The organism is Streptomyces sp. NPDC088147 (assembly GCF_044741565.1).
Classification (GTDB): domain Bacteria; phylum Actinomycetota; class Actinomycetes; order Streptomycetales; family Streptomycetaceae; genus Streptomyces.
The window spans coordinates 477,714-491,228 of record NZ_JBIUSY010000009.1; the positions used below are offsets into that span (position 1 = coordinate 477,714).

Annotated in this window: 12 protein-coding genes; 6 read left to right on the forward strand and 6 right to left on the reverse strand. The window is 71.4% G+C overall.

Going from position 1 to position 13,515, the window contains the following annotated elements; all coding sequences use genetic code 11:
* The first annotated feature begins 187 nt into the window (after positions 1–187).
* The 4 genes from ACIOGX_RS30985 to ACIOGX_RS31000 all read left to right on the forward strand — a co-directional run bounded on the left by ACIOGX_RS30985 (position 188) and on the right by ACIOGX_RS31000 (position 3,894).
* Complete coding sequence (locus ACIOGX_RS30985) at positions 188–1,123, forward strand: diiron oxygenase (protein WP_401917928.1); 936 nt, start codon at positions 188–190, stop codon at positions 1,121–1,123.
* A gap of 121 nt (positions 1,124–1,244) precedes the next feature.
* Positions 1,245–2,003, forward strand: coding sequence for a TetR/AcrR family transcriptional regulator (locus ACIOGX_RS30990; RefSeq protein WP_401917930.1), 759 nt, complete (start codon positions 1,245–1,247; stop codon positions 2,001–2,003).
* A gap of 83 nt (positions 2,004–2,086) precedes the next feature.
* Complete coding sequence (locus ACIOGX_RS30995; RefSeq protein WP_401917932.1) at positions 2,087–2,443, forward strand: hypothetical protein; 357 nt, start codon at positions 2,087–2,089, stop codon at positions 2,441–2,443.
* Positions 2,444–2,544: 101 nt separating this feature from the next.
* A complete protein-coding gene (locus ACIOGX_RS31000; RefSeq protein WP_401917934.1) occupies positions 2,545–3,894 on the forward strand; it encodes an NlpC/P60 family protein in 1,350 nt (449 codons plus the stop codon).
* A 30-nt stretch (positions 3,895–3,924) separates the two neighbouring features.
* Here ACIOGX_RS31000 and ACIOGX_RS31005 read toward each other — a convergent pair whose 3' ends face one another.
* The 5 genes from ACIOGX_RS31005 to ACIOGX_RS31025 all read right to left on the reverse strand — a co-directional run bounded on the left by ACIOGX_RS31005 (position 3,925) and on the right by ACIOGX_RS31025 (position 9,966).
* Positions 3,925–5,172 (reverse strand): styrene monooxygenase/indole monooxygenase family protein, encoded by a 1,248-nt coding sequence (locus tag ACIOGX_RS31005; RefSeq protein ID WP_383971480.1) that lies wholly within the window; start codon positions 5,170–5,172, stop codon positions 3,925–3,927.
* A 241-nt stretch (positions 5,173–5,413) separates the two neighbouring features.
* Positions 5,414–6,115 carry an ATP/GTP-binding protein gene (locus tag ACIOGX_RS31010; protein WP_356512195.1) on the reverse strand — a complete coding sequence of 234 codons (702 nt, stop codon included), beginning with the start codon at positions 6,113–6,115 and terminating at the stop codon, positions 5,414–5,416.
* On the reverse strand, positions 6,096–6,509 hold the full coding sequence (locus tag ACIOGX_RS31015; RefSeq protein ID WP_356512197.1) for a DUF742 domain-containing protein: 414 nt from the start codon (positions 6,507–6,509) through the stop codon (positions 6,096–6,098). The genes ACIOGX_RS31010 and ACIOGX_RS31015 overlap by 20 nt, the downstream gene beginning before the upstream one ends.
* Positions 6,506–6,988: a roadblock/LC7 domain-containing protein gene (locus ACIOGX_RS31020; RefSeq protein ID WP_401917936.1), complete on the reverse strand. Its 483-nt coding sequence runs from the start codon at positions 6,986–6,988 to the stop codon at positions 6,506–6,508. Before ACIOGX_RS31020 ends, ACIOGX_RS31015 begins: the two co-directional genes overlap by 4 nt.
* Positions 6,985–9,966 carry a nitrate- and nitrite sensing domain-containing protein gene (locus tag ACIOGX_RS31025; RefSeq protein WP_401917938.1) on the reverse strand — a complete coding sequence of 994 codons (2,982 nt, stop codon included), beginning with the start codon at positions 9,964–9,966 and terminating at the stop codon, positions 6,985–6,987. The genes ACIOGX_RS31020 and ACIOGX_RS31025 overlap by 4 nt, the downstream gene beginning before the upstream one ends.
* A gap of 687 nt (positions 9,967–10,653) precedes the next feature.
* Between ACIOGX_RS31025 and ACIOGX_RS31030 the strand changes: the two genes are divergently transcribed.
* Positions 10,654–11,436 carry a protein phosphatase 2C domain-containing protein gene (locus tag ACIOGX_RS31030; protein WP_401917940.1) on the forward strand — a complete coding sequence of 261 codons (783 nt, stop codon included), beginning with the start codon at positions 10,654–10,656 and terminating at the stop codon, positions 11,434–11,436.
* Positions 11,437–11,585: 149 nt separating this feature from the next.
* Here the strand turns inward: ACIOGX_RS31030 and ACIOGX_RS31035 are convergent, their stop codons facing one another.
* Positions 11,586–12,080: a MarR family transcriptional regulator gene (locus tag ACIOGX_RS31035; RefSeq protein ID WP_356512203.1), complete on the reverse strand. Its 495-nt coding sequence runs from the start codon at positions 12,078–12,080 to the stop codon at positions 11,586–11,588.
* 215 nt (positions 12,081–12,295) lie between these two features.
* On the opposite strand from ACIOGX_RS31035, the gene ACIOGX_RS31040 reads away from it, so the two are divergent.
* Complete coding sequence (locus ACIOGX_RS31040; RefSeq protein ID WP_401917942.1) at positions 12,296–13,141, forward strand: lysozyme; 846 nt, start codon at positions 12,296–12,298, stop codon at positions 13,139–13,141.
* The last annotated feature ends 374 nt before the right edge of the window (positions 13,142–13,515 follow it).

Sequence of the window (13,515 nt, forward strand, 5' to 3'; positions counted from 1 at the left end):
GCCGGTAACACCGCTCGATGACCCGGCCGGCGAACCGACGTGGCGCCCTGGCCCGGCGCCCCGCCCCCGCGACCCGGCCCGGCGACCGTGCCCCGGCCCCGGCGACCGTGCACCGGCTCGGCGACCCGGCCCGGTGCCCCGGCGCGTCACACACAGCCCGTACTCCAGCCATGAGGTGCGCTCAGCCATGACGACAGTGACCGAACGCGACGTACAGCTGCTCCGCGACGCACTCGGCCCGCTCCGGGACCGCGAACAGGTCGCCGAGCGGCTGCTCGAATCCTCCGCCAAGCACTCCTTCGACCCCGACAAGGACATCGACTGGGACGCACCGGTCGAGGACGGCAAGTGGTTCTGGCCGCCGGAACTGGTCTCCCTCTACGACACCCCGCTCTGGCGGACGATGTCCGAGGAGCGGCGGAGGGAGCTGGCCAGGCACGAGGCCGCGTCGCTCGCCTCGCTCGGTATCTGGTTCGAGATCATCCTGATGCAGCTGCTGGTCCGTCACATCTACGACAAGCCGGTGACCAGCAACCACGTCCGCTACGCCCTCACCGAGATCGCGGACGAGTGCCGACACTCGATGATGTTCGCGCGGCTCATCAACACGGGCGGCGGCCCGGCGTATCCCGTGCCGCGCTACTACCACAATCTCGCGCGCATCCTGAAGACCGTCTCCACCACCCCGGGTTCGTTCGCCGCCACGCTCCTCGGTGAGGAGATCCTCGACTGGATGCAGCGGCTGACCTTCCCGGACGAGCGGGTCCAGACCCTCGTGCGCGGGGTGACCCGTATCCATGTCATCGAGGAGGCGCGCCATGTCCGGTACGCCCGCGAGGAGCTGCGCCGCCAGATGGTGACCGCGCCGCGCTGGGAGCGGGAGTTCACCCGGCTCAGCTGTGGTGAGGCCGCCCGCGTCTTCTCGGTCTGCTTCATCAATCCGCAGGTGTACGAGAACGTCGGCCTCGACCGCCGGCAGGCCGTCGCGCAGGTGCGCGAGAGCGGTCACCGCCGGGAGGTGATGCAGTCGGGTGCCAGGCGGCTCACCGACTTCCTGGACGACATCGGTGTGCTGCGCGGGGCGGGGCGCAGGCTCTGGAAGTCCTCGGGCCTCCTCGCCTGACCGCCGCCCCGACGCCTTCCGCCGGCCTCCCTTGCCGCCTCCCTCGCCGCTTCCCCACGGTCGCGCCCGCTGCCGCGCCATTCCCCATCCGGCCCGGCCGCCCGGCGGTTACGCTGCGGACATGACCGCGCCCGCAACGCCCGCGTACCGAAGGCTCAGCGTCGAGGAGCGCCGTACGCAACTCCTCGACGCGGCCCTCGGCCTGTTCGCGCACCGGGCGCCGGAGGAGGTCTCTCTCGACGACGTCGCCGTGGCGGCCGGGGTGTCCAGGCCGCTCGTCTACCGCTACTTCAGCGGCGGCAAGCAGCAGTTGTACGAGGAAGCGCTGCGCTCCGCCGCCGACGAACTGGAACGGTGCTTCACCGAGCCCCCGGTGGGGCCGCCGACCGAGCGGCTGGGGCGCGTCCTCGACCGCTATCTCGCCTTCGTCGACCAGCACGACACCGGGTTCAGCGCGCTGCTCCGGGGCGGCAGCGTCTGCGAGACGTCCCGGACGAGCGCGATCGTCGACGAGGTACGGCGGGCCGCGGCCGAACAGATCCTGCTGCACCTCGGAACGGGCGGCGGAACGGGCGACGGCATGGGCGACGGCACTGCGGCGCCCGGCGCGCGGCTGCGGATGCTGGTGCGCACCTGGATCGCGGCCGTCGAATCCGCCTCGCTCATATGGCTGGACGAGGAGAAGCGCCCGGCCGCCGACGAGCTGCGCGACTGGCTGGTCGACCATCTGATCGCGCTGCTGGTGGTCACGGCCGCCACCGACGAGGACACGGCGACGGCCGTCGGCGCGCTCGTGGCGTACGAACACCCGGACGGACCGGTGGGAGCGCTGGCCCGCCGGGTGCTGCCCCTGGTCAACGCGGCGGCGCACCTCACGTAGGGGCGCATCTCACATAGGGGCGCGCCTCACAGGGGCGCGCGCCCCGCGCGGACGGGACGGGGCCCGTGGATAAGACTGGGGGCGTGAGAAGCGAAGACACTCCCTTTGTCGGCGGCCCGCTGGACGGGCGCGTACTGCCCGTACTGACGGGACCGACCGGGCAGCCGCCCAAGTGGTACGAGGTCCCGGTGCCGGACGCGGACGGCGGGCCGCCCACCGTCTTCGCCTACCGTCGCGCCCCGGCCGGCTACACCAAGCGGCTCGGGATCCAGCGCGGCTGGAAGTACGAGTACGTGGCCGAGGGCCGCGAGCGGCACACGCTGAAGTGGCCCTGGTCGAAGCCCGGCGGCCGTACGGACCGGGACAACGGCACGGAGCCCGGCGACGCTACGGACCGGGGCGGCGCTACGGACCAGGGCGACCGTCCCTCACAAGGATGATGCTGTTGCGCCACTCCGCCCATTAATGCGCTCTTCACATGCCATATCACCTCATCATCGCCTAGTGCTGGACTGCCCGTCCCGCAACCGGAGGTGATGACGTGTCAGGCAGAGTGTCGCAATCCGTCTGTACGGCGGCGCTGGCCGCCGCGACGGTCTTCGCGGCGGTGCCGATCGCGTCGGCGTCGGCGTCGCCGTCTCCCCCACCCGTCCCGGCGGCCGTCCCCTCGGCTGTTCCGTCGGCCGCCCCCTCCCCGTCGGCTTCCGCCGGGCCGGGCGGCCTCGGCGGACCCGGCGGCCTCGGCGGACCCGGCGGCCTCGGCGGACCCGGCGTCACCGACGACGCCCCGCCCCGTACCGTCGCGGAGATGCTCACCCGGCTCCAACAGCTCTACCGCGAGGCCGAGAAGGCCACCGAGGAGTACAACGCCACCGCCGCCGAGCTGACCCGGCAGCGCGCGGAGACCAGGAGGGTGGACGCCGAACTCGCGCGGACCCGCTCCGCGCTGGCCCTCAGCCGCGTCAACGCCGGGCGGCTGGCCCGTGAGCAGTACCAGGGGCAGTCCGGTCTCTCCGGCTATCTGCGGCTGTTGCTCGCCCGCGACCCGCAGAGCGCCCTGGACGAGACGTATCTGCTGGCGCGCGCGGCACGCGGCAGGGCCGAGACGCTGCACCGGCTGACGGGCGGCGAGCAGCGCGCCCAGGCCCTCGCCCGGGAGTCCCGCGAGGCCCTCGCCCGGCAGCAGGCGCTCGCCACGAAGCAGAAGCGACAGCGCGACATGGTCAGATCCCGGCTCCAGGAGGTCGAGAAGCTGCTCGCCTCCCTCAGTCGTGCTCAGATCACGGCGCTCAACGCTCTCGAACGGGCCGGTACGGACAAGGCCCAGCGCGAACTGCTCGCCTCCGGCGCCCTCGGCGACGGCACACCCCAGGGCGCGGGCGGTCCGCAGGGCGCGGGCGGTCCGGCCGGCACGTCGGTCCGTATGGCGCCTTCCCGGGCGGGCCAGGCGGCCCTGGAGTACGCCGTCGCGCAGATCGGCAAACCGTACGAGTGGGGCGCCGAGGGGCCCGACTCGTTCGACTGTTCCGGGCTGACCTCGCGGGCCTGGGCGCGCGCGGGTCTCGCCATCCCGCGCACCAGCCAGGAGCAGTGGAGCGAACTCCCCAAGGTCTCGCTGCGCGAGCTGCGCCCCGGCGATCTGGTGGTCTACTTCCCGGGGGCCACGCATGTGGCGATCTATCTGGGCGACGGGATGGTGATCCAGGCACCGCGCCCCGGCACCAACGTCAAGGTCTCCCCCATCGCGGCGAATCCCCTGCTGGGCGCGGTGCGTCCGGACCCGGAGGCCGGGGCGCTGGCCCCGGGGGTGTACGAGCCGCCCGCACTGCCCCCGGGCGCGCTGGACGGCTCGGACTCCGGTTACGGCGAGGAGGCCGCACCGGAGGCCTGAACCGAGCCGAGTCGGGCGGCGGGCCCGGCGTCAGGCCGAGCCCGCCGCCTCCGCCGCCTCCGCCAGAAACGCGTTCGTCTTCTCCGGCTCGTAGAAGAAGTTCTCGAAGTCCGCCGGGTCGTTGAAGCCGTTCGCGAACCGGTCGGCGACCCGCGGCAACTGCCCCGCCGCGCCGATCAGGTTCAGGACATGCTCCGGCGGCACGCCCAGCATCGCGTTCGTCCACTTGGTGACATGCCGCGCGGTGTCCCAGTAACGGTCGAACGCCGACCGCATCCACGCCTCGTCGAACGGCCGGTCGCCATGGCTCACGATCGAGTCCAGATACGAAGCGGCGCACTTGGAGGCCGAGTTGGAGCCCTGTCCGGTGATCGGGTCGTTGGCGACGACGACATCGGCGACACCGAGCACGAGACCGCCGCCCGGCAGCCGCCCGACCGGCTTGCGTACGGTCGGCGCGTACCGCCCGGACAGCGTCGCGTTGGCGTCCGTCAGCTCGGCCTTCGTGGCGCGCGCGTACTCCCAGGGCGTGAAGCGTTCCATCAGCTTCAGGGTCAGCGAGAGATGCTCGGCGGGGTCCTTGATGCCCTGGAAGGCATCGAGCGGGCCGCCGGGTATGCCCTCCCAGAAAAGGATGTCCGCGCGTCCGGAGGTGGTGAGGGTGGGCATCACGAACAGCTCGCCGACACCCGGCACCAGATTGCAGCGGACCGCGTCGTACTCCGGGTGCTCGGGGCGCGGGCCGAGACCGTGGACGTAGGAGACGGCGAGCGCGCGCTGCGGCGCGTCGTACGGGGAGCGCGAGGCGTCGCGGCCGAACATCGAGACCAGTTCGCCCTTGCCCGCCGAGACCAGCACCAGGTCGTACGTACGGGAGAAGAAGTCCAGGTCGGAGACTGCCGCCCCATGGATCACCAGCTGGCCGCCGCGCTGCGCGAAGGTCTCCATCCAGCCGGCCATCTTGACCCGCTGGTCGACGGACTGGGCGTAGCCGTCCAGCGTGCCGACCCAGTCCACGGCCCGGGAGGAGTCGGGGGCGGCGACCGAGACGCCGAGGCCCTCGATCCTCGGCGCCTGGGACTCCCAGAAGCCCAGCTTGAGATCGCGTTCGTGCTGGAGCGCGGTGTGGAACATGCACTGCGTGGACATGACCCGGCCGGACCGGATCTCGTCCGCCGTGCGGTTGGACATCAGGGTGATCTCGTACCCCTGCGACTGGAGCCCGAGGGCGAGCTGGAGCCCGGACTGGCCTGCTCCGACGATGAGTATCTTCCGCATGGCGGGTTCTCCGTTTGCGTACGTGATGCTACGTGTGGCGCCTGGTGTGGCGTACGTGGCGGCTGGTGCAGTGTGGATGACGGGGGTGGCATGGGGAATTACGGGGACGTACGCCACGTACGCGACATGTGCGACAGACAGCGCCGAAAGACGACGTGCGGCGCGGTGACGCGGCGCGCGCGTACCGACGACCGACGTGGGCTGACGTGGCTGATAACTGACGTCGGCTCAGGCTACTCGGCTACTCCGGAGAGGTTTCGAGCGCATGCCGCACCAGCGCGAGCAGCGACTCGACGGCCGTATTCCGTTTGCGTGCGTCCATGATCAGTACAGGCACGCTCGGCGGAATCGTCAAGGCATCACGCACATCCGCCGGCTGGAACGCCGGTGTTCCCTCGAAGTGGTTGACCGCCACGACATACGGCAGTCCGCAGCTCTCGAAGTAGTCGAGCGCCGGGAAGCAGTCGGGCAGCCGTCGGGTATCGGCCAGTACGACGGCGCCGATCGCACCGCGCACCAGGTCGTCCCACATGAACCAGAAGCGCTTCTGGCCCGGGGTACCGAAGAGGTACAGGACGAGGTCGTCGTCGAGGGTGATACGCCCGTAGTCCATCGCCACGGTCGTGGTGAGCTTGTCGGGCGTCGCGCTGAGATCGTCGATCTCGGCGCTGGCCTGGGTCATCAGCGCCTCGGTCTGGAGCGGCGGGATCTCCGAGACCGACCCGACGAAGGTCGTCTTGCCGACCCCGAAGCCGCCCGCGACCACGATCTTGGTGGCGATCGGGGCACGCGTACGGTCCAGCTGCCAGGGTTTGAGATCCTCTTCACGTTCGGGTTCGCGTGCGGCTTCGACGGCGGTCCGCGTCGAACCGGCGGAACCGGCCGAGCCGACCGAACCGGCGACGCCGAACGCGGCGATGACGTCAGAGGCGGCGGAGTCCACTCAACACCCTTTCCAGCAGTGCGTGGTCGGGCTGTCCGGTGTCGTGCCCGGTCCCGTACACACGGATCTTTCCCTGGTCGGCGAGGTCGCTCAGCAGCACCCTCACCACCCCCAGCGGTATCTTGAGCAGCGCCGACACCTCGGCGACGGTACGCATCCGCCGGCACAGCTCGACGATGGCGAGCATCTCCGGCATGACGCGCGACGCGCCCGAACCGTCCGTCAGCTCCCTGCGTTCCTCGGCCGCTTCGAGGGCGGCGACGAAGGTCTCGACCAGCAGGACATGGCCGAACCGGGTACGTCCGCCCGTGAGCGAGTACGGACGCACCCGGGCGGGCCTGCGGTCGGAGCCGCGCACCGGCAGCCTGCGCGCGGGTTCGGCGGACGGGGTCACTTCGTGCTCTCCATCGACTTGCGCAACTCGTCGCGGAGTTCGGGCGTCAGTACGTGTCCGGCGCGGCCGACGAAGAGCGCCATGTGGTAGGCCACCACGCTCATGTCGCAGTCGGGGGTGGCGTGCACCCCGAGCAGCGAGCCGTCGCTGATCGCCATGACGAAGACGCTGCCCTCCTCCATGGCGACCATGGTCTGTTTGACCCCGCCGCCCTCCATCAGCTTCGCCGCTCCGATGGTGAGGCTGCCGATGCCCGAGACGATGGTGGCCAGATCGGCGCTGGAGCCGCGAGGGCCCTTTCTGCGCACGGGAGTGGCCGCCTCGGTGTTCAGCCCCGGGTCGGAGGAGAGCAACAGGAGTCCGTCGGACGAGACGACGGCGACCGAGTGCACCCCTGGCACCTCCTCGACGAGGTTGCTCAACAGCCAGTGCAGATTACGTGCTTCGCTGCTCAGTCCGAATGTGCCGGTCGCAGTCAACTGCGTGCCTCCTCGACTGTCTCCCCCGACTGTCCGGTATGTTCCTCGGTCCGTGCCGCGGAGGCTCTGGGCTCCGCGTGCTCGGCCCGGTCAGACCGCTCCGACTGCTCCGACTGCTCGGTCAGTTCGGCCTCGACATCGCGCCGGCCTTCCTTCGCCCCCCGGTGGAAGCCGCCGAGCCTGCGGCGCAGTGCTTCCGCGTCCACACTGCCGGTACGCGCGGTGGGCGCGGCGGCAGGTCTGACGATCTTGGGGGTGCGCTTGGGCAGCCCCTTGTCGGTGATGCTCTCCGGTCCGTCCTCGTCGTCCGGCGCGTCCGGCTCGGCCTCGGCGGATCGCGGCTGCCGGGGCAGCCGCATCGTGAACGTGTCCTGGTCGGGGCCGGTGGTCAGCGGCTCGCCGTCATGGACACGCTCGTGGGAGTCGGGGCCGATGGCATACGGACCGACGGCCGCGTCCGGGGTGGTCGCCCCGTACGCGGCGACGACTCCGGTGCCGACGCCGGAGTCGGTGCTGCTGTCGCTGTCGGTGCCGCTGTCGCTGGTGCTGTCGGCCGTACGTTCGCGCTCCGGCGCGCTCACCTCAAGGGTGTCCTCGGCCTCGGCCCTGCGGATCGCCGCCTCGGCGGCCAGCACCATCGGGTCGACTTCCGGAGCCGCGGCTTCGGCGGGACCCGCGGGTTCCACGGGCTTCCCGGGGTCCGCGGACGTTCCCGCGTCCGCGGGCTTTCCGGCATCCGCGGGACTCCCGGCATCCGCCGTCGGGCCCTTCAGCTCCGAACGGCCCCGGAGCGTGTTGGAGTTGGCCTCCGCGGTCGAGCCCGGCAGATGGAGCGCCGGGGACCCGGCCCCGGCTCCCGCCCGGTGCTGCGGCGAGGCGGCCGGGGACGCCGGCAGCAGCGCCTGCGGCAGGACGACGACCGCGGCCACGCCGCCCTGCTCGTGCTCGCGCAGCTCGACCCGTACGCCGTGGCGCGCCGCGAGCAGCCCGGCGACGCGCAGGCCGAGCCCCTCGCCCTCCGGCTCGCTCACGTACGGCTCGCGCGGAGCGCTGTCGCCCCCCGCGCGGACGTCCGGGTCGGCGAGCCGCGCGTTGAGCGCGGTGAGCCGGTCCGCGGACATGCCGATGCCCTGGTCCTGTACGGAGAGCATCACCTCGCCGGTCTCCAGCAGCCAGCCGGAGAGCTGGACCTCGGCCTCAGGCGGCGAGAAGGAGGTGGCGTTCTCCAGCAACTCGGCCACGAGATGGCTGAGGTCGTCCGCGGCGAACCCGGCCACCTGCGCGTGCGGCGGCAGGGACTGGATGGTGACCCGCTCGTACCGTTCGATCTCGCTGACGGCCGCGCGCAGTACGTCCACGAGCGGTACGGGCCCGGTCGAGCCGTGGCCGTGCTCGTGGCCGGCGAGCACGAGCAGGTTCTCGCTGTGCCGCCGCATGACGGTGGCCATGTGGTCGAGCTTGAACAGGGTCGCGAGCTGCTCGGGGTCCTGCTCGCACTCCTCCAGGCCCTCGATGACACCGAGCTGGCGCTCCACGAGTCCGAGGTTGCGCAGCGAGAGGTTGACGAAGGTGTGGTGCACGGTGTGACGCAACCGCTGGAGCTGGGCGGCGAGTTCGGCGGTGCGCTCCTGGAGTTCGGCGCGCTGGGCGACGATCTTCTCGCGCGCGCCGATCAGGCCGAGCCGCTCCCTGTCCAGCTCCCCGGCGCGGGTGGAGAGGTCGAGGAGCTTGCTGTGCAGGCTGTTGAGGGACCGTACGACCTGCGCGAACTCGTCGTTGCGGCCGGTGAACCGGACCGGTTCCTCGGTCTCCGGCGCCGCCGAGAGGCGGGCCGCGCCGATCCGTACGACCGCGAGCGGGCGGGTGAGCGTCCGGGCGACGGCGGTGGAGACCCCGACGGCGATCAGCAGACAGCCGCCGAGCAGCGCGATCCGCAGTTCGAGGCCGGTGACGGCGTCGTCGCGCAGCTTTTCGAGCCGCTCCACCTGGCTGGTGCCGAGGCCCGACTCGACGCCGCGCATCTGGTCGATCCTGGCGGTGAGCGCGGATTCGACCTTCTCCTGGTCGGCCTCGCGGTCGGAGTCGGAGAGTTCGGGCCGGTCGGTGAGCCGGGTCAGATACCCCTCGGCGGTCTTGATCTCGGGCCCGGTGACGGTGCCGGTGAGGGACTCGCGCGCCTGGGTGTCCGCGCTCTGGTCGAAGTCGGCGAGCGCGCCCAGTTCCCGTACGTGTGCCTTCTGCGCGTCGGCGCTGAGGTCGTCGCGGAGCTGGTCGCTCTTCTCGCTGTCCGAGCCGGTCCCGGACTCGACGGGGAGGCCCGTGATCGGGTCGTACTGCGGCGCGGTGTCGGTCGGGCCGGGCACGGCGAGGGCGGCCAGCAGCAGTCCGCGGGTGGCGGAGGCCTGCTCGACGGCGCGGGAGAGCGCGCCGGGGGCGCGGGTGCCGTCGGCGGCCTCGGCCGGAGTCCGCTCGGCCAGTTCGTCGGCGAGGGCCTGGAGCTTGGCGATGACCTCGGAGTACGCGCGGTACGCCTCCAGCGCGGAGCCCTCGCCGGTGAGGGCGGTGCGGCGGATGGAGGGGACGGTGGAGAGGTCGCGGAGCAGGCCGGGAGAGGCGGACGCGGTGGCCCGCATCTCGTCGATCTGCCGGTCGACCCGGGCACTGCGGGTGTCCGAGATCGTGTGCTTGCCCTTGTCGCCCTTGCCGCCGCTCCCACCGGGCTGCTCGTCGCGGCCCGCGGCGATATAGACGATGACCTCGTCGCGCTCGTCCGCGAGGGAGTGGCTGAGGATCACGGCCTGCCGGTTCAATTCGGCGAGGACGACCAGGTTCTGGGCATCGTTCAGCTCGGTGGAGGCGGTGAGTACGGCGGGGGTGCCTGCCGCGATGACGGTGACCCCCAGGACCGCGACACCGGCCACCAGCCGGTTGCGTACCCGCACTCGGCGTCCTTCCTGAGCCTTGGCGGCATCGTTCATGGAATTCCCGGGCGTGGCGTTCTGTGCTGTGGCGTGGTGAGCCATGGCGTTCCGGGCCGTCATCTCACCGGCCGTGGCGTTCGCGGCCTGAGAGTTTCCGGCTTTCTTCTTTCCGGACTTCTTCTTTCCGGCCTTCGCGCCGGCCTTCGTGGCCGGAGAGGAGGAAGTGACCGAAGTGGTCGAACTGGTCCCGGCCGTGGTGTCCGAGGTGGCCTCGTCCCGCCCGACACCGTTACCCCGAGGCCGCTTCTTCTGCACCGGTGCTCGCATTCTTGATTCGTCCGCCCATGAAGCAGAGGTGACGACCGGTCACTGCATGAGAACCCCCACCCCTGGCACGGCTGTCGACCATTCCAGCGCCCTTGGGAGGAAGGCGCGCATCGGCCGCTCCGCCACCTGAACGAGTGAACATCAAGAAGGAGTTGACGAACAACTCTTCCCACTCGGGGGCCCTCGTGAACATGGCGTGCCGGGTGGACCTTCCGCGCGCGCTTTGGCAGGATGCGCGCCCGCAGCTTCCCCTGTCCCCTCAATGCGGCCCCCTCCCTGTCCTCGTCCGGCTTCGTCCGGGACTCATTCTGACCGAATGAGAGCGGTTGACCTGGCGGAACGGACCGATCGGCACGGCGTGCAGACAGCGTGAAGAGTTCATGCGGATAGCCGGGAGAGTCATGCACACTGGTGCGCATGCGTATCGAACTCGCCACCAGGCCCGGCACCGCCGTACGGCCCAATGAGGACTGGACTTCCGTGGTCCTGCCCGCCGGGGGCGAGGGGGGTGCGCTGGTCGTCCTGGACGGAGTGACGCCCCCGGCCGGGGACGACGGATGTGTACACGGCGTGCCCTGGTTCACCGCCAGACTGGGCGGCGCGCTCGCCGAACTGTCCGGTTCACGACGGGATATGCCACTGGCAGAGATCCTCGCGGCGTCCATCGCGCGTACGGCGGATGCCCATCGTGAAACCTGTGACCTTTCTCACGTACGCACTCCTCAGGCGACCGTCGTCCTCGCGCGCTGGGGTTCGGACACCGTCGAACATCTGGTGCTCTCCGACTCGGCGCTGCTGATGGAGTCGCCGGACGGCGAGGTGCGCGCGGTGCTGGACGACCGTCTGGACCGGGTCCCGCGCGAGGCGCTGCGCTCGGTGACCACGGCGGACGCGCTGCGCAACACGGAGGGCGGCTTCTTCACGGCGGCGGCGGACCCGGCGGTCGCGGCGAGGGCGGTGACGGGCCGTACGCCGGCGGCCGAGGTGCGCGCCCTGCTGGCGCTGACGGACGGCGCGACCCGCTGGGTGGAGGTCTTCCGGGAGGGCGGCTGGGCGGACTGTCTGGCGCTGGTGCGCAAGAACGGCGCGCAGGAGCTGATCGACCGGGTGAGGGCCTCGGAGTCGGCGGACCCGGACGGAGTGGCGTTCCGGCGGGGGAAGGCGAGCGATGACGCGACGGTGACGTACGTGGAGCTGTAGGGGCGCGGACGCGGGGCCCGCCCCGCGGGGCACCTGCGCGCACCCCTTCTGCCCCCCTCGCCCCTCCTGCCCCTCCTCCGCCGCCCTCTCCTCCCCCGTCCTCTCCTCCGCCGCCTTCTCCTCCCCGTCCCCTCCTCCGCCGTCCCCGGTCAGCTCTCGGCGCGGGCGTTCAGCTGGTGGAGCAGCCGGGCCAGTTCGGCGACCTCGCCGCGGTCCCAGTCGGCGAGCTTCCGCACATACCGCTCACGGCGCGCGTCGCGCACACGCCGGAAGCGGGTACGGCCCTCGTCGGTGATCCGGACGAGCGAGGCGCGCCCGTCGGCCGGATCGGGCTCGCGCGTCACCAGTCCCAGTTCCTCCAGGGCGCGCAGCTGACGGCTTATCGTCGCCTTGCCCACCCCGAAATAGGCGGCGAGTTCGGTGGCCCGCTGACAGCTGTTCTCCTCCAGCCGTACGAGCAGTCCGTACGCGGCGGGCTCCAGCTCGGGGTGGACCTCGCGCGCCATTTCTCCGGAGCTGGCGCGAGCGCGGCGCAAAAAGACCGCCAGTTCCCGTTCCAGTGCCAGGAATTCGTGGTCCACACCACTGCTTCCGTCGAGGGCGGGATCTTTCGCCGTACCATTTCTGTGCACGTCAGCACCCATCGCGCGCTTTTCCGCTCCTGAAAGTTTCTTTCGCCGACGGCCGTTGCCGCAGCTCCGCCAGTATTTCGCAGGTTTATACCAACGGAAGCCGCGTGGCGCTCTTCCGTCGTAAGGGTCTACGTGCGTAGCGTCAATACTGGCATGTCCATTGCACTGCATGTCGACGTGTCAGACCCGTCATGAGATCCCCCCACCGAGGTCTTCGGAGGCACGCAATGCCCGTGCACAGATCCGGAACGACCGGTCGTTCGTTCGCCACCGCGACCGGCGCTCTCCTCGCAAGTCTCGCGCTCCTGCTCACCCTCCCGGGTGCGGCGGGCGCCACCACCCCGGCCGACCCACCGGCCGGCATCCCCGAACGCGGCTCGGCCCACATGGGCATGGGCGTCATCGAGCACGACGGCCAGGGCGGTCTGCCCCGCGCGGACCGCGTCGTCCAGACGGAAGGCGTGGACGTCTCCGGCCATCAGGGAAACGTCGACTGGGCGTCCCTGTGGAACAGCGGCGTGAAGTGGGCCTACGTCAAGGCCACCGAGGGGAACTACTACAAGAACCCCTCCTTCACGCAGCAGTACAACGGCTCCTACAACATCGGCATGATCCGCGGCGCGTACCACTTCGGTACGCCGAACGACTCCAGCGGCGCCAACCAGGCCAACTACTTCGTGGACGGCGGCGGCAGCTGGTCCCGCGACGGCAAGACCCTGCCCGGCGTGCTGGACATCGAGTGGAACCCGTACGGCGCGCAGTGCTACGGCAAGACCCAGGACCAGATGATCGCCTGGATCCGCGACTTCCTGACCACCTACAAGGCACGCACCAGCCGCGACGCGGTGATCTACACGGCCACGAGCTGGTGGAAGGCGTGCACCGGCAACTACACCGGCTTCGGCTCCACGAACCCGCTCTGGATCGCCCGCTACGACACCACGATCGGCGAGCTGCCGGCGGGCTGGGGCTTCCAGACGATCTGGCAGTACACCTCGACGGGCCCCATCGTCGGCGACCACAACCGTTTCAACGGCGCCCTGGACCGAGTCCAGGCCCTGGCGAACGGCTGACCGCACCGCGACACCGCGGTCCGGACCGGAACGGAGGACCGGTCGGGAGCACGCGGTGTCATACAAGGCCGGGGGGGCGGCGGTGTCGCGGCCGGGGGGGCGGCGGTGTCGCGGCCGGGGGGGGGACCGCGGTGGCCGCGCCGGGCCCGGGGGGGGGGGGGAACGGCGGTGGGGGGGGGGGGGGCGGGGGGGGGGGGGGGGGGCCCCCCCGCGGCGCGGGGGGGGGGGGGGGGGGGGGGGGGGGGGGGGGGGGGGGGGTGTTTTGGGGGGGGGGGGGGGGGCGCGGCCTCGGAGGGGGACAGGGCCCGCGCCGTGCCGACGTCGACCCCGGCGACGACGGCCGATACGACGACCACGGACATGAACAGGGCCGC